This is a genomic window from Vibrio sp. CB1-14 (assembly GCF_040412085.2).
Taxonomy (GTDB): Bacteria; Pseudomonadota; Gammaproteobacteria; order Enterobacterales; family Vibrionaceae; genus Vibrio; species Vibrio chaetopteri.
In genome coordinates this window covers 1013112-1036803 of record NZ_CP115920.1, presented here as the reverse complement: position 1 = coordinate 1036803, position 23692 = coordinate 1013112, and the positions used below count along the sequence as shown (strand labels likewise).

Sequence of the window (23692 nt, the reverse complement as noted above, 5' to 3'; positions counted from 1 at the left end):
TCCAATCTTTGATACACTAGACCATATAAAGGTAAAGCTATGATTTCAGGCATCCTAGCATCTCCTGGTATTGCTATCGGTAAAGCACTACTACTTCAAGAAGACGAAATTGTTCTAAACACGTCTACTATTTCAGATGACCAAGTTGAAGCAGAAGTTGCGCGTTTCTTTGACGCTCGCAACAAGTCAGCTCAACAGCTAGAAGTTGTTAAGCAAAAAGCGCTTGAAACTTTTGGTGAAGAGAAAGAGGCTATCTTCGAAGGCCATATCATGCTTCTTGAAGATGAAGAGCTAGAAGAAGAAATCCTAGCACTCATCAAGAAAGACAAACTATCTGCAGACAATGCGATTTACACGGTAATCGAAGAGCAAGCGACTGCACTAGAATCTCTAGATGACGAATACCTTAAAGAACGTGCAACTGATATCCGTGATATCGGTACTCGTTTTGTTAAGAATGCACTAGGTATCAACATCGTTTCGCTCGGCGACATCGATGAAGAAGTTATCCTAGTGGCTTACGACCTAACGCCATCTGAAACAGCGCAAATCAACCTAGACTACGTTCTTGGTTTTGCATGTGACATTGGCGGTCGTACTTCGCACACTTCTATCATGGCACGTTCACTAGAACTTCCTGCGATTGTTGGTACTAACGACATCACTAAGAAAGTGAACAACGGCGACATGTTGGTTCTTGATGCAATGAACAACAAGATCATTGTTAACCCAACTCAAGCTGAGATTGACGAAGCTAAAGCGGTACGTGAAGGGTTCCTTGCAGAAAAAGAGGAACTAGCAAAACTTAAAGACCTACCAGCAGAAACTCTAGACGGTCACCGTGTAGAAGTTTGCGGTAACATCGGTACTGTGAAAGACTGTGATGGCATCAACCGTAACGGCGGTGAAGGTGTTGGTCTGTATCGTACAGAATTCCTATTCATAGACCGCACTGCTCTTCCTACTGAAGAAGAACAGTACCAAGCTTACAAAGAAGTTGCGGAAGCAATGCACGGTCACGCGGTAATCATCCGTACTATGGATATCGGTGGTGATAAAGATCTACCATACCTAGACCTACCTCAAGAAATGAACCCGTTCCTTGGCTGGCGTGCAGTGCGTATCAGCTTGGATCGTCGTGAAATCCTTCGTGACCAGCTACGTGGTATCCTACGTGCATCTGCACACGGTAAGCTACGCATCATGTTCCCGATGATCATTTCTGTTGAAGAAATCCGTGAGCTGAAAGCAGCAATCGAAGAGTACAAAGCAGAACTTCGCGCTGAAGGTCTAGCATTCGACGAAAACATCGAAACCGGTGTAATGGTTGAAACTCCTGCTGCTGCAGCAATCGCTCACCACCTTGCGAAAGAAGTTTCATTCTTTAGTATTGGTACAAACGACCTAACTCAGTATACTCTAGCTGTAGACCGTGGTAATGAGCTGATTTCTCACCTATATAACCCACTATCACCTGCTGTACTAACAGTAATCAAGCAAGTGATCGACGCTTCTCACAAAGAAGGTAAGTGGACTGGTATGTGTGGTGAGCTTGCTGGCGACGAGCGTGCGACTCTACTTCTACTAGGCATGGGCCTAGACGAGTTTAGTATGAGCGGTATTTCAATTCCTCAGGTTAAGAAAGTAATCCGCAACGCTAACTTCTCTGAAGTTAAAGCAATGGCTGATGAAGCGCTACAAATGGCGACTGCAGCAGAAATTGAAGCGCACGTCGAAAAATTTATCGCAGAAAAGACAAACTGCTAATATAATTGACTAGATTAAAATCAAACCTTTAGGAGCACGACATGGGTCTGTTTGACAAACTGAAGAAGCTAGTATCTGACGACAGCGCTGACACTGGTGCAATCGAAATTATCGCACCTCTATCTGGTGAAATCGTAAACATCGAAGATGTGCCAGATGTAGTATTCGCTGAGAAAATCGTTGGTGACGGTATTGCAATCAAGCCAGCTGGTGACAAGATGGTAGCTCCTGTAAACGGTACTATCGGTAAGATCTTCGAAACGAACCACGCGTTCTCAATCGAATCTGACGACGGCATCGAGCTATTTGTTCACTTCGGCATCGACACAGTTGAACTGAAAGGCGAAGGCTTCAAGCGTATCGCTGAAGAAGGCCAAACTGTTAAAGCTGGCGACACTATCATTGAATTCGATCTAGCTCTTCTAGAAGAGAAAGCGAAATCAACGCTAACGCCTGTAGTTATCTCTAACATGGACGAAATCAAAGAGCTTAACAAGCTTGCTGGTGCCGTGACTGTTGGCGAAACGCCTGTACTACGTGTAACTAAGTAATTAGTTATCTCGAAGTAGAAAAAACGCAGCATAATCGCTGCGTTTTTTTATGCCTGCTGTTTGGCGTTTCATCTTGGTAATGAGTCGGCTTACAACTCGATAGAGGCCAGTACGTCACCATCAAAGGTTTGAACACTGAGTCTATTATCCTCTAATAGACCGAAGCTCGCCGCAAACTCATTGCGCGGGAACGTAATCGACCCCGGATTAAAGATGATCTGCTCGCCTTGCCATTCGGCAACTGGAATATGAGTATGACCATGGGCAAGGACATCGCCTTGCTTGAGCGGCGGACGCTTATCACTGTTGTACAAGTGACCATGGGTTAGAAATAAACGCTGCCCAGTCGGCAACATCACCCAGGCGTAATCGCTCATCATTGGAAACTCAAGCAGCATCTGATCCACTTCGCTGTCACAATTGCCGCGAACCGCAATAATCTCTTGCTTATACGCATTGAGAAGCTCAGCAACCTTCGGTGGGTTGTAACTGCCTGGCACAGGGTTTCTTGGGCCATGATTGAGGACATCCCCCAATATAACCAGATGTTCAGCCCCTGAACGGCGGTAATGCTCCAGCACTTTCTCAGTGGCATCTTGGCTGCCGTGTAAGTCCGACGCAAAGAACAGTTTCATTGATTTTTCTCCAGCACTTTCTTTGTCGCTATTGTATCGAACTTACCGACACGGTGCAGAGCTAATCGAGCCCGAGCATCCCGTTCACAACAATGTTATTGTAACTAACCATACCGATTACACGCCCGTCTTCAATCACTGGCGCTCTACTGATCCCAAATCGCTCAAACAATCGCGCGCAGTACTTCACATTCATATTCGGATCGACACACAAGGCAGGCTTAGTCATAATTTCATAGATATTGGTACGCTGCGGAGAGCGGTTACGTGCCAATACCTTTTTGGCAATATCATTCATTAGCACAATACCAAATTCATCGTCATCGCTGCGCTTTTCGACCACCAGCGCTTTCACTCGGTGCTCTTTCGCCAGCACAATCCCATCGTGCACCGTTTTTAGCCCATCGACCACCACATAGGTGTTAGCCATCACATCGCGTACGCTTACTCTTTTCTGTTGACTCATAGTTCGTCCTCCACGACTTTGGTCAATGTCTCCACTTGATGAGCGACACCCACCGCATCTTCTATATCTATTTGCACTGCAATCCCTTGTCCCGACGTTTGGTCAAACTCCCCTACTTGGCTAATCGTCTCTAGTATATGGCGAGACAAATGCTCTTCGACCACAAACAGCACTACATCTTTTTGCACCTCTAACGTCAGACCAAAAAAGGTTTGCTTCTTGTTGAGGCCTTCTCCTCTGGCATGGTTGATTACTGTCGCACCGGTCGCACCCGCATCACGAGCTGCGTCTAGTACCTGCTCTGTCTTGCTATCTTCTACAAAGGCAAGGATCAGTTTAAAGCGCATTGTTCTTCTCCTTAGAAGTAAGATGATGTTCGGCGTCCTGCTCCTCTGTAGAACTAGGATTGACAGAAGAACGAGCCGTTAAATATTGAGTAAGTTGGGCATACGCCATCACAGAGATAATCGGAAATAGACTCGCAAAAGCGATAAGACCAAAGCCATCTATCATTGGGTTTCTGCCGGGTACGGTCGATGCAAGGCCAAGACCCAACGCCGTCACCAGTGGTACTGTGACCGTTGACGTCGTCACCCCACCAGAGTCATAAGCAAGTGGGACAATAAATTTCGGCGCATAATAGGTTTGGATCACCACCAGTATGTAGCCGGCAATGATGTAATAGTGAATAGGATCGCCGACAACAATACGATAGCTACCTAGAGCAATACCAACCGCCACTCCAAGTGCAACCGCAATTCTAAGGCCATTCACCGATATCGCCCCTGCAGACACTTGGTTCGCTTTTATCGCAACTGCGAGCAGCGAAGGCTCTGCAATGGTGGTACTAAAGCCGATACAAAACGCGAACAAGAAAACCCAGTAGTAATCTATCCACTCGAGAGCCCCGTCTAAGGTAATACGCACTTGATTAAGAAAATCTGGCGCAGTGAGCTGCATTGCCATGGTTTCACCCAGTGGGAACAACGCAAGCTCTAGGCCCACTAAAAATAGGCTCAGACCAACAATCACATAGCCAAAACCAATCATGACTCTAACCGGGTTAGCGATAGGCTTTTTGAGAATGGCAAATTGAAAGCCAAAGATAATGACCATGATCGGCGTAACATCACGAATGGTCATGAGTAGCGTGTGTAGAAACTCCCAAACAAAACTCATACCATCACCATCCCATAAACCATCACAAACATCATGGGCAACAAAGAGGCAAAGGCAATGAGTCCAAAGCCATCCAGCATAGGATTGCGGCCTTTAATTGTGCTAGCCAAGCCAACCCCAAGCGCGGTAACTAAAGGAACGGTTATGGTTGATGTCGTCACCCCGCCCGAGTCATAGGCAACACCGATAATGTATTCAGGAGCAAACCAAGTTAACACCACCACCCCAACATAACCGCCAATGATCAACACATGAATAGGCCAACCTTTAAGTATCCTCAGCACGCCAAGTACTATGGCTAACCCAACAGAAATCGCTACTGAAAGACGCAGCCCATCGGCATAGCTTTGCATTGAGTCTTCGGTCATAGGAATAATGCCACCTTCTGCAGCAACCTCTGCGGCTTCCGCTGAGACTGCAGTTAGCGCGGGCTCCGCTATCGTCGTGCCAAATCCAAGGCAAAAAGAAAACACCATGAGCCAAAATACACTCCCTTTGCGGGCGAAAGATTGCGCCATGGTCTCCCCAATGGGGAACAGCCCCATTTCAAGGCCAAAACCAAAAAAAGTCAGACCAAGCACAACCAGCAGTAAGCCGAATAGAATCGAGAGGACATTAGGGAGAGGCTCTTGAAGAACCACAAGCTGAAAGAACAATACGACAAGGACGATGGGCATAAGATCCTTAAAGCTATTTATCATAGCGCCAAGGAGTGATTTCAAACCTTGCATGGGCACCTCCCTTATTCAGCCTTTACTAAACTAATGATGGCAAAGAAAAGTGTAAGAAAGTGTGACATACGAGGCACTGTCAGTGCTGCTACAAAAAGAGTGCAGTTTTTGTGAACCAAAGCGGCTGTGCTACATATAAACATCCGCTGCAGTTGGGTTAGTTAATTCCCTGATTCATTGCTATATTTAAAGCCAAATGCCCGCGACGAGGCGTGTCTGGTAGCAGTGAGCTACTTTTAGAGGAGAGAGAATGAAGCTGTTATTAACCGGCGGGACCGGCTTTATAGGACGTGAGCTAATCAAGCACCTCACGACTCACAGTGTGACGCTGCTTACCCGCGACGTTGCCACAGCTAAACGTATCCTCAATCACACCGACCTTGGCAACATTGACTACATTGACTCCCTTGATACTTATAACGACCTTAACGAATTTGACGCCATCATTAACTTGGCTGGAGAACCTATCGCAGACAAACGCTGGAGTGCGGCTCAAAAACAGCGCATCTGCGATAGTCGCTGGAAGGTAACAGAAAAGATCGTTGAGTTAATCCATGCCAGTACCAAACCACCCTCGACCTTCATCAGCGGATCGGCGGTGGGCTACTATGGCGATCAACAAGATCACCCTTTTGATGAAAGCTTAAAAGTACACCAAGACAATTTCGCTCATGCTGTGTGTGATCGTTGGGAGGAAATCGCTATGCGTGCCCAATCGGATCATACTCGCGTGTGCATACTAAGAACGGGGGTGGTACTCGGTGATGGTGGCGGCGCCTTGGCGAAAATGATGCTGCCATACAAACTGGGGGTTGGTGGTCCTATCGGTGATGGTTCTCAATACATGCCGTGGATTCACCTCCTAGATATGGTGCGTGGGATTGTTTTCTTGCTTGAGACCGATCATGCCGTCGGTCCTTACAACCTGTGTGCGCCTCACGCCGTCTCTAACGCAACGTTCAGTAAAACACTGGCAAGCACATTGGGAAGGCCACATTTCTTGATGACGCCAAAATGGGCTTTGAAACTCGCAATGGGTGAGTCTTCCTGTCTGCTGTTTGACAGCGTTCGAGCCAAGCCCAAGAAGCTCACGGAGATGGGGTTTAACTTCTCTTTCCCACATATCGATACTGCTTTAAAAAACATCATCACTAATGCACGGTAATACTTGCTACTCCCTATGAAGTATCGGTAAGGTAGTTGAAAATAAATCATAGGGTTAGTTAAGTAATGGCCAAGTCAGTACTCATCACAGGATGTTCTAGCGGCATCGGTTATGTCGCCGCACATGCACTTCAAAAACAAGGATACCAAGTCATCGCATCATGCCGCCAAGAAGCGGATGTGACACGACTTCAGCAAGAAGGATTGACCTGCATACAGCTTGATCTAGCGGATCCCAAGACCATTAAACTGGCCGTTCAAAAAACCCTTGCCCTGACTGAAGGTCGACTCTATGGCCTGTTTAACAATGGCGCCTACGGCCAACCAGGTGCGCTGGAAGATCTACCAACCGATGCACTACGAGCGCAGTTTGAAGCCAACGTTTTTGGCTGGCATGAACTCACCAAGCAAATTCTCCCAATCATGCGTGCGCAAGGTGAAGGCCGCATCATACAAAACAGCTCAGTGCTGGGGTTTGCCGCCATGAAATATCGCGGCGCGTACAACGCCTCCAAGTTTGCCCTAGAAGGCTGGACAGATACACTGCGCCTAGAGCTACACCAAACCGGTATACACATTTCACTGATTGAGCCTGGCCCTATCGAAACCCAATTTAGAGCCAATGCTAAGCGTGCGTTTTTACAATGGATTAACGTTGAATCAAGCCCGCATCGAGCGCAATACGAACAGCAGCTTACCCGCCTATCTGCAGACGCCTCTGGTAACCAATTCGTGCTACCACCAGAGTCTTGCGTACCGCCCTTGCTGCATGCGCTTGAATCTCAGTCACCAAAACTGCGCTATCGTATTACTACGCCAACCAAAGTGTTCGCTGTACTAAAACGGATCCTTCCTAGCAAGTGGTTAGATCCTATTCTGCGAAAGGCTGCATAAAAAACGATCACTTGTAATTTTAGTGTCACAATAAGTCGTTATATTAACCACCGTGGTGAAACCACACTGCGCATCACTTCTTCAGGTATCATTACCTAAAGACAAAATGCCAGAGCAATATCTAACTCACAGCATTCACGTGGATTACAACGAAAATGACGCTAAATCAGCTTAACTGGTTAGCTGTGGGGGTTACACTAGCTTACTTCGTAATGTTCTAGACACCTTTGCTTGCTGCCGTTCTGGAATCCATTAACGCCGCGTTTACGACGCGGCGTTTTGGTATCTAATATTCCCATTTCTCTGCGCATAACCTTGAATTTTCGGTCATTGATACCAATCTTGAACTAAGAACGATAGACATCACCTACAAGGAACACTCAATGCAACCTGCGACCATTGTGGAGTTAAACGAACAAAACTTTCGCCAAGTATTAGAAGGCTCAATGACCGCGCCTGTGCTAATCCATTTTTGGGCACCAATGAGTGAAGAAAGCGCGCAAATCATCCCATCACTGCGAGCGCTGACTGAGCAATACGCCGGAGCCTTCTCCCTAGCACTGCTCAACTGTGAAGAGCAGCAAGCTATCGCTGGTCAGTTTGGGGTTCAAGCACTGCCAACCATTGCTCTGTTTGTTAATGGCCAGCCTGTTGACGGCCTAGGCGGCCCTCAGCCTATCGAAGCGGTGAAAGCTATGCTGGCTAAGCACCTACCAAGTGAAGATGAGCTGAATGCACGCAAAGCACTAGAGCTTTCTCAGCAGGGTGAGTACGAATCCGCGATTGAATTATTCAACAGCCTATCAGACGAGTACAAACAGAAAGGCGAAATCAAACTCGCTCTTGCGCAATGTCTACTGGAAACCAATCAGTTTGATGTAGCAGAAGCTGTCCTTAATACCATCCCAATGGAGTACAAAGACAACTTCTACAAGAGCTTGATTGCGAAACTTGAGCTGCACAAACAAGCGGCGGATAGCCCAGAGATTCAATCACTTGAAGCAGCGCTACAAGCAAACCCAGAAGACCTCAAGCTCGTCGCTGAACTGGCACTGCAATATCACCAAGTAAACCGTGATGAAGAGGCACTTGAGCTTATGTGGACGCCACTAAGCCGCAACCTAAATGCCCTTGATGGCGAATTGAAAAAATCATTTATGGATATCTTGTCGGCACTCGGTCAAGGCAACCCAATTGCCGCAAAATACCGTCGTCAGCTGTATTCTTTGCTGTACTAGTCGCAAGACAATCCGTGATTCATAAAAGGGACCTTTGCGTCCCTTTTTTCGTATTGGTATGAGCAACACTTGTTAACCTTCCGTATAAACTACTGATACAACAAATAATTACCCATCGCAAAAATACACTTCATTACACATAAATGTCTCAACTAAACTGTATACTATTGAGAATGTGTACATTTTTAATACAGGGAAATTGTCATGGCTATTGATGCAATGATCACTATTGGCGGGTTTATTCTCGTTGCTGTTGTCTTTATCGTCGCAGGGGTAAAAACCGTTCCACAAGGCAACAACTGGACAGTGGAGCGATTTGGACGCTACACCCACTCACTCAAACCGGGTCTTAACCTCATCATTCCTTTTATCGATAGTGTCGGTAACAAAGTAAACATGATGGAGCGCGTTCTAGATATCCCACCACAAGAAGTGATTTCACGCGACAACGCCAACGTCGTTATTGATGCCGTTTGTTTTGTGCAAGTGGTCGATGCAGCGAAAGCCGCTTATGAAGTTAACGACCTTGAACACGCGATTCGCAACCTAACACTGACTAACATGCGTACCGTACTTGGCTCTATGGAACTGGATGAAATGCTCAGCCAACGTGACTCCATCAATACCAAACTGCTTTCTATCGTTGATGAGGCCACCAACCCTTGGGGCGTGAAAGTCACTCGTATTGAAATCCGAGACGTGCAACCACCCGCAGACCTAACCGCAGCGATGAACGCGCAGATGAAGGCCGAGCGTAATAAACGTGCGGAGATTCTAGAGGCAGAAGGTGTCCGTCAAGCAGAGATCCTGCGAGCAGAGGGTCATAAACAATCCGACATTCTTAAAGCAGAGGGTGAAAAGCAAGCTGCTATACTTCAAGCAGAAGCACGTGAGCGTGCCGCCGAAGCAGAGGCGAAAGCAACCGAAATGGTATCAACCGCGATTGCCCAAGGTGATATGCAGGCCGTGAACTACTTTATCGCTCAAGGATATACCGATGCTCTGAAATCTATCGGTCAGGCTGAAAACGGTAAGATCATCATGCTACCGCTTGAAGCGACCGGCCTAATGGGCTCTGTTGCCGGTATTGCGGAAATGTTCAACCAATCGAAAGCAAGTAGCAATGAGGACAAAGCGTGATTGAATTACTCAGCCAAGTTAACTATTGGCACTGGTTAGCCCTAGGTTTACTGCTACTTTGTGGCGAGCTGCTTGGCACGGCTGGGTATATGTTGTGGCTTGGCATCTCAGCGATGCTGGTTGGCATTGTATTGGCGTTTGTGCCTATCAGCTGGCAGCTTCAATGGGTGAGCTTTGGTGTGTTCTCCCTCGCCCTTACCTGGCTTTGGTGGCGTAAACAACATAAGGTCGATAAACACTCCGATCAGCAACGTGACCTTAACCAAAAAGACAAGCAATTGCTGGGGCAAACGACCGTACTCGAAGAAGACATCAATCGAGGTAAATGTCGTATCAAATTAGGTGACACCTCTTGGTCTGCTTACAGTGACAAAGCCTTACCTTCGGGCACGTTAGTCAAAGTCATCGATGTGGATGGCATTACGCTATTGATTGAAAGAGCTGATTGAAAAAGCCGAATAAAAAATGCCCCTGACTCAAATCAGGGGCATTTTTCTCATCAATCTTTTGCTTCGCGTTTGTGCTTTGGTACATAGTTCAGAATCGAGACTGGCACCGGTTTTTTTGGTGCAAAACCTTCAATTTCTACTCGGTCAAGCAAATGGCCTAAACGGCTCTCAATCATACAAAGGTTCTTGAAATTGTCTTTAGAGACCAGCGATATCGCCTCACCCGCGGCTTCAGCGCGACCTGTACGACCAATGCGATGCACATACTCATCAGCAGGGTATGGTAAGTCATAGTTGATCACCACAGGTAGGTTTTCAATATCAATACCACGCGCGGCAACACCCGTTGCGACTAGGTATTGGATTTCACCAGCCTTGAACGACTCAATTAATTGCTGACGCACCTTTTGGTTACGACCACTGTGGAATGCTTCGGCGACAATGCCACGCTTTTCAAGCTGGCTCACTAGCTTAGCGGCGCCGTGTTTAGTCTCAATGAAAATCAGCGCTTGTTTCCAGTCATTCGTTTGCAGCATATGACTAAGCAGCGAAGATTTCATATCTTTATCGACCGTGACAATCCACTGCTTGATGTTGCTCTTTGACGCGCTATGCTTGGTAATCGAGATCTCTTCCGGATCGCGGATCGCCGATTTTGCTAACTCTCGAACTGGGTTAGACAGCGTTGCCGAAAACAGTAAGTTTTGCGCATCTTCTGGTACGCGTGCGATGATTTTATTGATCGCCTCAATAAAGCCCATATCGAGCATCTTGTCGGCTTCATCTAACACCAACACTTCGAGCTCATCAAAATGAATCGCGCGCTGACCGTACAAATCAATCAAACGACCAGGGGTGGCAACGACAATATCAACGCCATCAATCAGCGCTTGTTTTTGCGGTGCGTAATCCACACCACCAAACATCGCCATCGACTTTAAAGGTAGGTGCTGCGCGTAGGCTTCAATGCTTTGGTTTACCTGCAGCGCCAGTTCACGAGTCGGCGTTAAGATGATCGCGCGAGCACGCTTCTTACGCTGGGTTTCGCTTTGGCTTAGCTTCTCTAGAATGGGCAACACAAAACTCGCCGTTTTACCGGTACCCGTTTGTGCTGCTGCAATCAGGTTTTCACCTTTTAGGACAATCGGAATTGCTTTAGTTTGAATCGTGGTTGGCTTTTGATAGCCAAGCGACGCTACCGCATCAAGTATAGGTTGGCTTAAGCCGAGGTTAGAAAAAGACATCACGAGTTCTCTTTATCAAGATGAAGACCCGCGCATTCTATAGAGCTTAAGATTGATGCACAATGTTATTGAAGGTTAAATGCTCTCACCCGCTTCAATATCAAAGTCTAATTCTATGACTCTCTGGAACTCCACTTGAGGGTTATCGATTCGATCTAACAGCGCAGCCGCCGCGATTCGTCCCATCTCTTCACGAGGAGTCACCACTGAGGCTAAACGCGGCGATACCGCTTGAGAGACGTTTAGCCCATGGAAACCGGCGACAGCAATCTGCTCGGGCACCTTAATACCCATTCGCTGACATTCAAACATCGCTCCAACTGCTAAATCATCATTGGTACAAATTACTGCGTCGATATTTGGATAAGTCTCCAGCGCACGATGTAAGAACTCAGCACCGCCAGTAAACGAAGAGTTAACCGCATCTGCTACCGGCAAAAATGGCAATCCAGCTTTTTCAACGGCTTGACGATAGCCATCAATACGCAGTCGAGTACGCGTATCACCACCAGCGCCTAGATAAACGATATTCTTACGCCCATTAGAGATGAGTCGCTCAGTCATCACTCGGCTGGCTTTCTGGTTATCAAACCCAACCGCTTGGTGAATAGGCGGTGTCACAGAATCCATCACTTCGATAGTGGGAATGTTGTTTGCCAGCAGGATCTTTTTAGCTCGTTCAGTATGATAGCTTTCCGATAATATAATCCCGTCCACATTGTAAGATAACAAGGTTTCTATACGCGCTTGCTCTTGCTCAGGACTATAGCCGTAGTGAGCCAACATCGACTGATAGCCTCGAGGCTCGGTCACACTCTCAATTCCGCGGATCATCTCATCAAATACTTGGTTCGTCAGAGACGGCACCAAAATACCAATAGCTCGACTTTTGGCACGAGACAGTAAATCGGGCGCACGGTTTTGAACATAGCCCAGCTCATCCACTGCAATGGCTATCTTCTTACCTATCTCTTGGGAAACCTGTTTAGAATCTCGCAAGTAACGGCTAACCGTCATTTTAGTCACACCGACCTGATCGGCAATATCTTGAAGTGTAGGGCGTTTTTTTGTGTTGGACATGTCTACCTCGGCTAATCAACCAAGTTTACCAAATCAACAAAGGGTCGCAATCGCAACCCTTTTTCTAGATGAATGTTTTATTGATCACACTCTTAGCGGATTAGTTCAGTAATTGTGCTCAAATTTCCAGCAGCAATAGATTTCAATACATCGACACCGTCGCTGGCAGATATAGTCCAAGTATTCATTGGTTGTCCTTTCATTGAGGATATAAGATTGAAGCACCTTGTTCGGCACTCGAGACATGTTGTCTAAACAAATGAAACAGCTCACGTCCACTACCTAATTGGGCATGGTTTGTACTGCTAAGTGTCGCCTCACGATGCTCAAACGATTGTTGGCAGTTAAGCAATCCCGCTTGTGCGTTTACCTCAATGACATCACCGTCTTCAATTTGCGCCAATGGGCCGCCTCGCGTCGCTTCTGGAGTAACATGAATAACCGCTGGTACTTTGCCGGAAGCACCCGACAACCTTCCATCCGTGACCAAGGCGACTTTATGACCAGCTTTCATCACATTGCCCAAGATTGGCATTAGCTTGTGCAGTTCAGGCATACCGTTTGACGCAGGGCCGTTATGCCTTAGCACGACAACCACATCATGGGTAAATTCCCCATTAAGATAAGCACTTTCTACATCGTGTTGAGAATCGAATACTCTAGCAGGAGCAGTGATGGTCTGGTCATTCGGCGCAACGGCACTGACCTTCATGACGCCGCGACCCAAATTGCCATCGAGTAACTTAATGCCCCCATGAGGGTTGAATACCTTTCCTGGACGAGCAATGACTTCAGCATCCAAACTATCTGGAGCAGCTTTGTAGACCAATGCCCCTCCGCTCTCTAGCGTTGGATAGCACATATAGTCATTCATAGTGCCAAATACGGGTGTCGCATCGAGATAAAACAGCCCTCTTTCGGCAAGCGTTTTTATCAGCGTCGGCACGCCACCTGCGTTTTGAAAATCGTTAATGTCTGCTGGTCCATTTGGATACATCTGTGCCAGCAAAGGAACAACGCTAGACAGTGCATCAATGTCATCCCAAGTAATTACCCAGCCCGCAGCTCTCGCGACAGCAACCAGATGAATCGTGTGATTGGAGCTGCCACCAGAAGCAAGTAAAGCGACGAGCCCATTCACCACTGACTTCTCATCGACGACTTCAGCAAGCGGGCGATAGCGTTTAGAGCTCGCGGTCTGCGCGCTAATTTCACGGGTGATTTGCTGTGTTAACGCCTCACGAAGCGCAGAGTTAGGCGCCACAAAAGAACAGCCCGGCAACATCAGTCCCATGGCTTCAAACACCAATTGATTGGTGTTCGCCGTACCATAGAAGGTGCAGGTGCCCGGAGAATGATATGAGCGACACTCAACATCAAGCAGTTCTTTATCCCCTGCTTCACCGGCTGCGTAATTCTGTCTGACTTCTACTTTCTTCTTATTGCTGATACCAGTGCCCATTGGCCCTGATGGCACAAAAGCAGTAGGCAGATGCCCAAAGGCTAAAGCGCCCATTAGCTGCCCTGGAGCAATTTTGTCACACACACCGAGCAGAAGCGTGGCATCGAAGGTATTGTGACTTAGAGACATGGCGGTCGCTTGCGCGATAAGGTCACGAGAAAACAGCGATAAGTCCATCCCATCTTGACCTTGAGTCACACCATCACACATCGCAGGAACACCACCTGCCACCTGCGCACTGTGCCCTAAATCGCTGGCGGCCTTTTGAATTATCTCAGGATAATTTCGGTATGGTTGATGAGCACTCAACATATCGTTGTACGCCGTCACAATCCCTATGTTGGCTTTAGTGAAATCCAAAATGGTCGATTTTTGACTGCTGGAGCAAGCGGCTACAGTATGCGCCAAATTACCACACGACAGAGAGGCGCGAACCGTACCTCTGTTTGCTTGCGCCTGGATAGTTGCTAGATATTCGCTGCGCGTTTTCACGCTTCGCTTTTTAATGTTATCGGTAACATTTAAGATCGCATCTTTCATGTTCCGTATCCTTACTTAGATGAAGTGACTTAAGTGAATGTGATTGGTCAATCTAGGGTCACTTGGCGCATTACGCGCCAAGTTGAGTGCAGACATCTCGCACGATTTGTGTTGGTGAGTTAGCTATGTCCATGTAGATGGCTTCGTTGCGAGAAGGTTCGACAAGAGCATCAAATTGACTTTGCAACATTTCTGGCCCTTTAAAGTAGTGCCCTTCTCGCCTGGACATTCGATCCCAAATGGTCTTAAAGTCAGCATGCAGATAGACAAACTTTAAGTCAGGCGCATTGTGCCTGAGCATCTCTCGGTATGTTGGCTTTAACGCCGAGCAAGCGATGACCAAGCTATCTTTCTGCTGGATAAGCTCATTTAAAGTTAGCAACCAAGACTGACGATCATCGTCGGTTAAAGGTATACCTTGAGCCATCTTATCGACGTTCGCCTTAGGGTGAAAATCATCACCATCGAAAAACTCAATATCTAAACTTTGAGCCAGTAGCTCTCCGATTGTGGACTTACCACAACCAGAGACACCCATTACGATTATTTTCTTATGCATATCAATCACTCCCAACGACTTATTTCCACCACAGAGCAAGCTCTGGGAATACAATAAATGTTACCGGTAACTTCACGAAAATTCTGAGAGATAGATCACCAATGATATTAAGCTGGATGTTTTTGTAGTCTGCATCACACTTTGTCGTTTGCAAGGCTCTATTTCCGCAATCGAGCGCACTTTGATTTTTGTAACAAGTACCTTTACTTACTTTAGAGCTTAAGACTATCAATAGAACAAAACCCGCTAATTATGCAAGACAATAGAGTATTGCCTGCTAACCCTTATTACTCGATTATTAAAGGATCGGAGAGACCTGCAGATGTCCTGTCGTCCAAAGCAACCAACCCACCAGAGTATAAAATGCAGCCAACGCGACTTGCTGACTTGACTTGACCCAAAACCGATAATCCGTAGCACTTGACTCTGCCACCTTCATACGCTGATAGGAATAGTCCAACATTCGTCGACTGATAAAGACTACGCCTGTTAATGCTAGAAAGCTTCCAACGAAACTGCATACCACTAGCGCGGCTGCCAAACTCCAATCAAACCATAGTAAAGTGAACAGTGCGATCAATGACGTACTTGTGCAAGGTCTAAGACCATACATAAATAGCCCAATTCGAGATGACGTATGCCTATTTTCTGGGGGAGACAAATCGGTGCTAACTGTTAGCTTTCGCCTCATTGAAGTCACTATTAGTTTCAGCAGTAAATACCCCCCAAACAGCATCATCAATAAGCCAACCAATTGGTTAATTGATGACACGTAGCCTAGCGACTGACGATAACCCAGTGAGAAGATCTGGTTCGCAACCATAACGACACCCACTGTCATCACACCTTGCATGACATTTAACAGCAAACAAATACCGACGATTTTCAACTTAGGGTATGACTTTGCCGATACCAGAAAAACCACGGCACTTTTGCCATGTCCTGGCCCTAAAGAATGCACAAACCCATAAACTAGAGTAAACAAGCAAGTGAGTGCTACAGCCTGTTTATCACCGGTATCAATAAGATCAAAATAGTCAGATAAACCGGCAAGCAAGCTTCTTTGTACTGTCACTAAATAATGACGGATAACATTGATGTCTTTGATAACGCTGACTATTGCTAATGCCGTCAGAGCAAACAACGCTAGAGCTGCCCAACGTTTAATTGCGCCCCGCATAGTTACCCAGCGCATAGTTACCCAGCGAAACGCTTTACTAGCTGCCACAGGAGAGACTCACTTTTTGGCTAAAGTGACTACCGAGATCATCATCACCTACATCGCCCACACCCAATGACATCGCATAATCCACAATATCTTGTGACGGTGTTGGGGTTATTAGGTCAAAGCGACATTCCGAACTCAACGCCGCGTCTAGAGTAATGGTTGAGTGATTTTTCCAGGAAATGTCAATATAGTAAGTATTATCAAAAACTTGGATATCCAAGCCTTCTTTATTCAGATCCACAAGCCGTGATAGAGGCAAAGTAAAGTTGAGCACCATTCGTCTTCCTTTTCGGCTGAGCGAATAGACTTCAGGTAGGCGAAATTTGAGCGGTGTCCCACCTGCATACAAATACGTAAAGTAATGAGTATTCAATAGATTTCTCATCAGCCTTAGCGCTTCCTGTTGCGCGCTTTTCTGATAGTCAAACACCGAAAAATCGCCATCTAAGGCGTAGGCACTTGAAAATGGATCGAACGTCCAAGTCATGGTAATGCTGTCTACCTGACTCCCCTCCCCATTCACTTTCAATTCGTTACCTATCCATGAATGCGGATGGGCATAAGAATGCACGGGATAGACAAGCACGATCAGAAACAACAAGAGACGGTGAGGCATACAAATTTCTCTATCGATATGACTTACAACATCAACTTTGGCGCAAGTCACTAGAGGGAATTAAGTGTTACTTTATAACATTTTGTCACCAAGGAAAAAACAGAGATTTTGTCAAAAAATGCGAATCGCTCGCCCAAAGAAAGGGTGCATAAGATCACATTTTTTCTAATTATGAAACCATCATCACAACTATAACTGTGAAACCAGTCAGTAAACTAGCACGATACCGAACTGCATACTTAATATAGTAGAACGTAAACACCCCATTAATTGAGATGGTTACCTGCAAGATTCGTGGTTGGGACGTTGTAATAAGACGCCTATTTTTTCGGGTGAACCCTAATAAACAAAGACCAATAGCGATGACCGAAACCATTGAAACGAAATCACTGTTTCGTTTTAGTGATTTGATTGACCTACTCTATCAAGCACCCACCCACCAACAGGGGTTCCAACCTTTCTTAGAGTTACTCGTGACCGAGTTCAATCTAGCCGATGCCGTGCTGCACATTCAGAATACCAATAACCTAGCAGTAGAAAGTGCCTGGATTGCTGGACCAAAAACCGATGTCATCATTGAGTACATTGAGAAGAACTTGGAACAAGGAAACTATATTCACGACTATATTGATGCCGCGCCTCCCAGTCGTTTTTATACTTTACTCGGCGATATTGGCCGCCCGGCAACTGAAAGCCTGACGCCTAGCCAAAAACTGGTGGAACAATGGTTTGATGGCAATCAACTACTGGATGTGTCATCGGCTGTCATTGGTCGCATCCAAAACCAGATTGCGATGCTCAGTATTCATAGAGATAAGAGCGTAACGGCCTTTTCAACCGATGATGTGTTGATTCTCAACGAGTTGATTCCGCATATTCAAAGAGCGTTCGTCCTCTATCAGCAGTTTGCTGGCATTCGAAAAGACTCAGCCAAATTTGCAGCAATTGGTCGCGCACCTCCCACATGGTGCACTGCTTTATGACAGTAAAGGCGAGCTAATCTGTGTCAATCAAAAAGCCATTGAGCTTGGTGAGCTACATAGTGATTTAGACGTATCTGAGGCACGCTTTTCCATTAAAGACATCTCGGTAAAACGAGATTATATCGCCAACCTCTTTCAAGTACTAAAGCGCGGCGATGACTCAAAACAAGCCTGCCGCGTGACTCACCTCACCAACAAACAGTCACCCATAACCCTATTGCTAGTGCCATTTGGCATCGAGCACACTCCCCCCTACCAAGAGCAGCCGCTATTCAATGAGTTTGAAGTAGGCGCCATGGTGTATCTGTACGACCGACAACACCCAATACACGTAAATTCCAACTTTCTACAAGCCATATTCGGCCTGACCGAGACCGAGACTGCCGTGTGCGAGCTTATCGCTAAGGGCTATAATCGAAACGAAATCGCCACTATCTTGGAGCGATCTGCACACACAATTAAAGACCACATTAAGTCGATCTTTGTGAAAACGGGCAGCCACACACAATCAGATTTAATAGCAACACTCTTGACCAGTCCCGTCTACCCCCCCGTGTAGGGGATGGGTATTTTATCGAGAGTTTTATAACTTAGCTGACAACCTTCTGGTTACAAATAAACATCACACTAACAACATTTACAAAGGAATTTGTCATGTCTATTCGTTCGAAAAAAAGCCTTTTGGCTTCGTCGTTAATGACTTTATTTCTGGTTGGCTGTAACTCTAGCTCTGACGACACATCAGGTGGCGACCCACTTGGCTCTGGTAATAGCGTACAACTCGAACTCACCACACTCACCAGTTGCTCAGTGGATGAAGCAGTCGCTCCAACTGAGGCCGACTACAGAGCAGCCGTCGCTGCATGTTCACCGAGTGCAACCCAAAGCACATTTAGCGACGACAGCACCTACTTCCGAGTTAATAGCAAATCGCAAGTTCGCTCTTTTGAAGCTCAAAGTGATGGGACATTTGTGTACCATTATATTGGCGCGGGTGGTGACTCAGGCACGGCCACTACTGTCGACGGAGCAACGCGTTTTGACTGGGGTGATAGTGATGATTACTTCCTAATTACAGTACTCGAAGAAGATGCAAAAACCGTATCAGCGCTCATTTACGATTACTACTACAACGACGATACTGGACAATACGAAACCGAGTATTACAGCTCTTTGTTTGGCAAGGACTTTACACCTACGCAATGCACGCAACGAGATAACCCTGAGTTTGAAACTAATCTAACGCAAGAGTATGCCGTCACCAAAACGGAACTAGAAACGCTGTTAGACACTGAGTGCCGTGTGACGCTAGGCGGACGATACGCGAAATTCGATGAAGCTCGTCTCATCAAAGCAAATGATGTATACAGCGGTGACGGCGATGGCGACTACGAGCGCTTTGTATTCACAGACACGGATAGCGCCAGCAGACTGGGTTGGTTCGATTTTGAAATTCGCGATAAAGACGACGTTGTAGATATTGCTGGTGAGTGGATGGTCGATGATGAAGGTGTGTTATTGCTTGCTCTTGAGGAAGAAGGGACAGAATACATCCACCAACTCCACATCACAGCAACCGATGGCTTTACAACGATGGTTAAAGTATTTTCTCAATCAGACGCCTATATTAACCAAGGCTTTGCAGCAGACGTAGGCTCATTTAGTTCATTAGTCTTCTACTCACAAGAGCCAGACTTTTAGACTTAAACGGTATTGAATAAGAGTGGTGAGCTTACAGCTTGCCGCTCTTTTTTTTGTTTGAGCGTAAAGTAACATCTAGGAAAAACCGACAGATACACGAAATCCACAGCAGCAAGCACTATGTTAATTTAAAGCCTAAGAATAAATATACGGAAAGTATAAGAGAAGGGAAAGAATGGCACGCCCTGTAGGATTCGAACCTACGACCACATCCTTAGAAGGGACGTGCTCTATCCAGCTGAGCTAAGGGCGCGCTATAGGGAAAGGATTATACGAGTTAGGAGAGGTAAATCAATGGCTTTATTACTTTGAGCGGTTTAAACGCCCAAAAAAAAGTCAACATATCAGCAAAAGACGAAAAACACACCGATGCAAACGTTTGCGTTGTAGCTTTTGAAATAGTTTTCTGGGACAATGCACACAAAAATAACAGTCAATTAACTTTCTCAAGGAAAATTATGTCTGCTCAAAACATTGATGGGAAACTCATTTCTCAAACTGTACGCTCAGAAGTGGCCGCTCGTGTTAAAGCGAGAACGGACGCAGGACTTCGAGCGCCGGGGTTAGCAGTTGTTTTAGTGGGTGAAGACCCAGCCTCGCAGGTTTATGTGGGTAGCAAACGCCGCGCGTGTGAAGAAGTAGGCTTTGTTTCTAAGTCTTACGACTTACCAGCTAGCGCAACCGAAGAAGAGCTATTGAGCCTAGTTGACGAGCTAAACAATGACCCAGAAGTTGATGGTATCTTGGTACAACTGCCGCTTCCTGCGGGTATCGATACGACTCACGTTCTTGAGCGCATCATCCCAGAAAAAGATGTCGATGGCTTCCACCCGTACAACGTAGGCCGTCTAGCACAGCGCATTCCTAAGCTACGCTCGTGCACGCCAAAAGGTATTATCACTCTCCTTGACCGATACAACATTCAACTTCGTGGTAAGCACGCGGTGATTGTGGGTGCATCTAATATTGTTGGTCGTCCAATGACGCTAGAACTGCTGCTAGCTGGTTGTACAACAACAACCTGTCACCGATTCACTAAAGACTTAGAGAGTCATGTGCGTCAAGCGGACGTGGTGGTAGTCGCGGTTGGTAAACCAAATTTTGTTCCTGGCCACTGGATCAAAAAAGGCGCTGTGGTGGTCGATGTGGGTATCAACCGTCTAGAAAATGGCACCTTGGTTGGTGATGTCGAATACGACGTAGCTAAAGACAACGCCAGTTTCATCACTCCGGTTCCTGGTGGTGTTGGCCCTATGACAGTAGCAAGCCTGATTGAGAACACCATGATTGCCTGTGAGCAGTTCCACACGGCTAAAAAGTAATCCATCAAGTAAGGGAGCTTGCTCCCTTACTATTACCACCAGCTTGTTGCACGACATTTCCCTCTAAAAATCAATCATATAACGTTAACTCCCTCTCATTTTTCCCTACACTTTGCTCTTGTATTAGTAACTTTGCCTCTTTGTCACAGTATTCGTACCTCACGTTAGGTACAAACAGAGTCAGAGATATTCGTCGACTAACGAGGGGACAACGCTATGTATAAGAAAAATGCCGTAATTACAGCGGAAAGTGGCCTACACACCAGACCTGCAGCACAGTTTGTTAAACAAGCGAAGCAGTACGCTGAAGATGTCGAAATAGTATCAAAAGGGAAAACCGCCACTGCCAAAAACTTATTTAAACTGCAAACACTGCAGTTAGTTAAAGGCACTGAAGTCACGGTTCAATCTGCCAATAAGCAGGCAGTGGATGAGTTGGCGAGTTTCTTGGAAAAAGTGACTGGCTAAGATAATTAAAGGGCTCAACGTACGCGGCCTGAGTACGTTGAGCCCTTTTCTGTTGATTATGGTGTCGGCGCTAACACTTAAAGAACGCCTTCAACCACAACTACTTCATCGCAATACGATCAGCCAAGTGACTCACCGCTAAAGCAAAATAATACGAACGATTCCACTTCATTAGTACGTTGTAGTTGTTGTATACCAAGTAAACACGACCATTTTCATCATCGGGCATAATGAGCCACGCTTTGATGTCTTCATCCAATTGTGGCAACGGACGACCATCGTATTTGGTAACACCTAACTTGCTCCACTCTTGCAATAGCTTGCCTTTTTCAGACTCACGACCTTGCAGCTCTGGAGAAAAACCTTTTGGCACTTTGACTTGACGACCCCAAGTGTATTTATCATCCCAGCCAGATTGCGCAAGATAGTTCGCAGTCGAAGCAAATACGTCTGCTTCCGAGTCCCAAATGTCCTTCTTACCATCGCCGTTGCCATCGGCAGCAAAGTTCAAGAAAGAACTTGGCATAAACTGACTTTGACCCATCGCCCCAGCCCAAGACCCTTTCATGTCCTCTGGTGCAATATGGCCTTGCTCTAGAATAGTCAAAGCGGCAAGAGCTTCACTGCGAAAGAACGCTTCGCGCCGTCCCTCGTAAGCCATGGTAGACAGTGCATCGATGACGCGATAATTCCCCGTGAAGCGGCCAAAGTTACTTTCCACACCCCAAAGCGCCACAATAAAGCGCGGCTGGACACCATACTCATCGCCAATACGTTTTAGCTCAGCGTAGTGCTTATCATGCAGCTCTTTCGCTTGTTTGACTTTCCAGTCTGGCACCGCTCTTGGAATGTATTCATCCAAGGTGAGCTTTTTTTCGGGCTGGTTGCGGTCGGCTTTTACCGCTCTGGGTTTGTATTCAACCCCAGCAAAGGCTTCTGTTAAAATTTGCTCGGAAATCCCTTTGGCACGTGCTTCTTGCTTGAGGCCTGCGACATACTCCTCGAAGGATTCCTTTTGTTGCGCGGCTGCGCTTGTGGCTAGGCTTGCTCCTAGTATCACTGACAATATCGTTTTCACCGTGCCCTCCCCTGAGCATTCGGATTATTTTTGCTGAGCTTTCTGCTCTTTATATTTATCTAGCAAGTTTTCTGGCGGTGGTGGCAATTGTAAGAAAAAGCCCTCCTCGTTAATTGAGGCTTTCACTTTCTCCACGTCCACCACGGCCAACGTGCGACCCGCTAGGTTCACGACCATCACAAACTGTGGTCGACCAAACATCTCCATGAGCGCATCTGGTACTGGAGTAAAGTCGTCTTTCTTAGCAATGTACAGGTATGCCCCGTCTTTTTTAGTGCTTTTATAGATTGAACAAAGCATGGTTGTATCTCTTGTGGTTGCCTATCTTCTCAAGTCGAAGAAATAATTGAGTTAGTTTATGGAAAATTGAGAGTTAATTATCCATTTAGGAGCAAGATAGCTTGCTGTATCTAGTGTTGAAATATAACATGAATATTCCCAAGTGACCTCTAGATACGGTTACATTGGCAAACCTAATCAAAAGCAATGTCAATGGCACAAGGATTTGATCATCAATGTCTCAATCCCCAGATCTGAAAGGCAGTAGTTTCACCTTATCGGTGTTGCATCTTTCTGACAACGATGTTTCCAACGCAGTTCAATTTTTACAACAAAAAGTCTCTCAAGCCCCCACCTTTTTCGCCTCAGCACCTGTGGTGATCAATGTGAGCAAAGTCGAGGGTGACCTTAGTTTCATCGACCTCAAACTGGGTATCGAAGAGATAGGTATGATTGCTGTGGGCATCACAGGCTGTCAGGACAAACGCATTCAAAACCTTGCTTCAGAGGCAGGTTTTGCAGTGATGACAGCGAGTAAAGCGCCCTCTCAAGCGCCTGCTAAAATGGAACCGACCAAAATCGTTCGTACCCCAGTGCGCTCCGGTCAACAGATCTATGCCAAAAACAGTGACCTTGTCATATTAAGCCATGTGAGTGCGGGCGCCGAAGTCATTGCTGACGGCACCATTCACATCCATGGCACACTTAGAGGCAGAGCAATCGCCGGGGCGAGTGGCTCACGCGATGCAAAAATTCTCTGCAACGACCTACAAGCTGAGCTCGTCTCCATAGCAGGGAACTACTGGCTCAGCGATCAGATTGAACGTGAATATTGGGGTAAAAAGGTGCTGTTCGGTATGACCGACGACCAACTCGATTTCGAGATCCTAACGATTTAGAATTTTAAGGAAAACAATA

General features: G+C 46.4%; 26 protein-coding genes and 1 tRNA gene. 13 read left to right on the top strand and 14 right to left on the bottom strand.

Features of this window, described 5'->3' with window-relative positions; genetic code table 11:
* Positions 1-39 precede the first annotated feature (39 nt).
* Positions 40-1767, top strand: a complete 1728-nt coding sequence (ptsI, locus tag PG915_RS04660) for a phosphoenolpyruvate-protein phosphotransferase PtsI (RefSeq protein ID WP_353498071.1) — start codon at positions 40-42, stop codon at positions 1765-1767.
* A 41-nt stretch (positions 1768-1808) separates the two neighbouring features.
* Positions 1809-2318, top strand: coding sequence for a PTS glucose transporter subunit IIA (crr, locus tag PG915_RS04655; RefSeq protein ID WP_042476521.1), 510 nt, complete (start codon positions 1809-1811; stop codon positions 2316-2318).
* Between the two features lie 89 nt (positions 2319-2407).
* On the opposite strand, the gene yfcE is transcribed toward crr, so the two are convergent.
* The 5 genes from yfcE to PG915_RS04630 form a co-directional block, all read right to left on the bottom strand.
* Complete coding sequence (yfcE, locus tag PG915_RS04650) at positions 2408-2953, bottom strand: phosphodiesterase (RefSeq protein WP_353498070.1); 546 nt, start codon at positions 2951-2953, stop codon at positions 2408-2410.
* A gap of 61 nt (positions 2954-3014) precedes the next feature.
* A complete protein-coding gene (locus tag PG915_RS04645) occupies positions 3015-3419 on the bottom strand; it encodes a CBS domain-containing protein (RefSeq protein ID WP_353498069.1) in 405 nt (134 codons plus the stop codon).
* Positions 3416-3766, bottom strand: a complete 351-nt coding sequence (locus tag PG915_RS04640) for a P-II family nitrogen regulator (protein ID WP_353498068.1) — start codon at positions 3764-3766, stop codon at positions 3416-3418. Before PG915_RS04640 ends, PG915_RS04645 begins: the two co-directional genes overlap by 4 nt.
* On the bottom strand, positions 3756-4598 hold the full coding sequence (locus tag PG915_RS04635; protein ID WP_353498067.1) for a DUF1538 domain-containing protein: 843 nt from the start codon (positions 4596-4598) through the stop codon (positions 3756-3758). The genes PG915_RS04640 and PG915_RS04635 overlap by 11 nt, the downstream gene beginning before the upstream one ends.
* Complete coding sequence (locus PG915_RS04630; protein WP_353498066.1) at positions 4595-5329, bottom strand: DUF1538 domain-containing protein; 735 nt, start codon at positions 5327-5329, stop codon at positions 4595-4597. The genes PG915_RS04635 and PG915_RS04630 overlap by 4 nt, the downstream gene beginning before the upstream one ends.
* Positions 5330-5579: 250 nt before the next feature.
* Here PG915_RS04630 and PG915_RS04625 point away from each other — a divergent pair, with 250 nt between their 5' ends.
* The 5 genes from PG915_RS04625 to PG915_RS04605 all read left to right on the top strand — a co-directional run bounded on the left by PG915_RS04625 (position 5580) and on the right by PG915_RS04605 (position 10214).
* Complete coding sequence (locus PG915_RS04625; RefSeq protein WP_353498065.1) at positions 5580-6494, top strand: TIGR01777 family oxidoreductase; 915 nt, start codon at positions 5580-5582, stop codon at positions 6492-6494.
* Between the two features lie 65 nt (positions 6495-6559).
* Positions 6560-7387, top strand: coding sequence for an SDR family oxidoreductase (locus tag PG915_RS04620; RefSeq protein ID WP_353498064.1), 828 nt, complete (start codon positions 6560-6562; stop codon positions 7385-7387).
* Between the two features lie 383 nt (positions 7388-7770).
* Complete coding sequence (locus tag PG915_RS04615; protein WP_353498063.1) at positions 7771-8625, top strand: co-chaperone YbbN; 855 nt, start codon at positions 7771-7773, stop codon at positions 8623-8625.
* Between the two features lie 204 nt (positions 8626-8829).
* Positions 8830-9765 (top strand): SPFH domain-containing protein, encoded by a 936-nt coding sequence (locus tag PG915_RS04610; RefSeq protein WP_353498062.1) that lies wholly within the window; start codon positions 8830-8832, stop codon positions 9763-9765.
* On the top strand, positions 9762-10214 hold the full coding sequence (locus tag PG915_RS04605; RefSeq protein ID WP_353498061.1) for an NfeD family protein: 453 nt from the start codon (positions 9762-9764) through the stop codon (positions 10212-10214). The genes PG915_RS04610 and PG915_RS04605 overlap by 4 nt, the downstream gene beginning before the upstream one ends.
* A gap of 50 nt (positions 10215-10264) precedes the next feature.
* Here PG915_RS04605 and PG915_RS04600 read toward each other — a convergent pair whose 3' ends face one another.
* The 6 genes from PG915_RS04600 to PG915_RS04575 all read right to left on the bottom strand — a co-directional run bounded on the left by PG915_RS04600 (position 10265) and on the right by PG915_RS04575 (position 16943).
* Positions 10265-11458, bottom strand: coding sequence for a DEAD/DEAH box helicase (locus PG915_RS04600; RefSeq protein ID WP_353498060.1), 1194 nt, complete (start codon positions 11456-11458; stop codon positions 10265-10267).
* A gap of 75 nt (positions 11459-11533) precedes the next feature.
* On the bottom strand, positions 11534-12538 hold the full coding sequence (locus PG915_RS04595; protein ID WP_353498059.1) for a substrate-binding domain-containing protein: 1005 nt from the start codon (positions 12536-12538) through the stop codon (positions 11534-11536).
* Positions 12539-12737: 199 nt separating this feature from the next.
* Positions 12738-14540, bottom strand: coding sequence for a phosphogluconate dehydratase (edd, locus tag PG915_RS04590; protein ID WP_353498058.1), 1803 nt, complete (start codon positions 14538-14540; stop codon positions 12738-12740).
* A 70-nt stretch (positions 14541-14610) separates the two neighbouring features.
* Entirely contained in the window at positions 14611-15099 is a 489-nt protein-coding gene (locus PG915_RS04585; RefSeq protein ID WP_353498057.1) for a gluconokinase, read from the bottom strand.
* A gap of 298 nt (positions 15100-15397) precedes the next feature.
* Entirely contained in the window at positions 15398-16327 is a 930-nt protein-coding gene (locus tag PG915_RS04580; protein ID WP_353498056.1) for a hypothetical protein, read from the bottom strand.
* Positions 16317-16943 (bottom strand): DUF1007 family protein, encoded by a 627-nt coding sequence (locus PG915_RS04575; protein WP_353498055.1) that lies wholly within the window; start codon positions 16941-16943, stop codon positions 16317-16319. Before PG915_RS04575 ends, PG915_RS04580 begins: the two co-directional genes overlap by 11 nt.
* 362 nt (positions 16944-17305) lie before the next feature.
* Here PG915_RS04575 and PG915_RS04570 point away from each other — a divergent pair, with 362 nt between their 5' ends.
* From PG915_RS04570 to PG915_RS04560, 3 genes are all read left to right on the top strand, one after another.
* Positions 17306-17926: a hypothetical protein gene (locus PG915_RS04570; RefSeq protein WP_353498053.1), complete on the top strand. Its 621-nt coding sequence runs from the start codon at positions 17306-17308 to the stop codon at positions 17924-17926.
* Entirely contained in the window at positions 17880-18485 is a 606-nt protein-coding gene (locus tag PG915_RS04565; RefSeq protein WP_353498052.1) for a helix-turn-helix transcriptional regulator, read from the top strand. The genes PG915_RS04570 and PG915_RS04565 overlap by 47 nt, the downstream gene beginning before the upstream one ends.
* A gap of 95 nt (positions 18486-18580) precedes the next feature.
* Positions 18581-19627 carry a hypothetical protein gene (locus PG915_RS04560; protein ID WP_353498051.1) on the top strand — a complete coding sequence of 349 codons (1047 nt, stop codon included), beginning with the start codon at positions 18581-18583 and terminating at the stop codon, positions 19625-19627.
* Between the two features lie 176 nt (positions 19628-19803).
* Here PG915_RS04560 and PG915_RS04555 read toward each other — a convergent pair.
* Positions 19804-19880 (bottom strand) — tRNA-Arg (locus PG915_RS04555).
* A gap of 205 nt (positions 19881-20085) precedes the next feature.
* On the opposite strand from PG915_RS04555, the gene folD reads away from it, so the two are divergent.
* Positions 20086-20949, top strand: coding sequence for a bifunctional methylenetetrahydrofolate dehydrogenase/methenyltetrahydrofolate cyclohydrolase FolD (gene folD, locus PG915_RS04550; protein ID WP_042501001.1), 864 nt, complete (start codon positions 20086-20088; stop codon positions 20947-20949).
* Between the two features lie 216 nt (positions 20950-21165).
* Positions 21166-21417, top strand: a complete 252-nt coding sequence (locus PG915_RS04545; protein WP_112461249.1) for an HPr family phosphocarrier protein — start codon at positions 21166-21168, stop codon at positions 21415-21417.
* 100 nt (positions 21418-21517) lie between these two features.
* On the opposite strand, the gene PG915_RS04540 is transcribed toward PG915_RS04545, so the two are convergent.
* Both PG915_RS04540 and PG915_RS04535 read right to left on the bottom strand, forming a co-directional pair.
* Entirely contained in the window at positions 21518-22495 is a 978-nt protein-coding gene (locus PG915_RS04540; RefSeq protein ID WP_353498050.1) for a lytic murein transglycosylase, read from the bottom strand.
* Positions 22496-22519: 24 nt separating this feature from the next.
* Positions 22520-22795, bottom strand: coding sequence for a YcgL domain-containing protein (locus tag PG915_RS04535; RefSeq protein ID WP_353498049.1), 276 nt, complete (start codon positions 22793-22795; stop codon positions 22520-22522).
* Between the two features lie 215 nt (positions 22796-23010).
* Here PG915_RS04535 and minC point away from each other — a divergent pair, with 215 nt between their 5' ends.
* Positions 23011-23673, top strand: a complete 663-nt coding sequence (gene minC / locus PG915_RS04530) for a septum site-determining protein MinC (RefSeq protein WP_353498048.1) — start codon at positions 23011-23013, stop codon at positions 23671-23673.
* Positions 23674-23692: the final 19 nt, after the last annotated feature.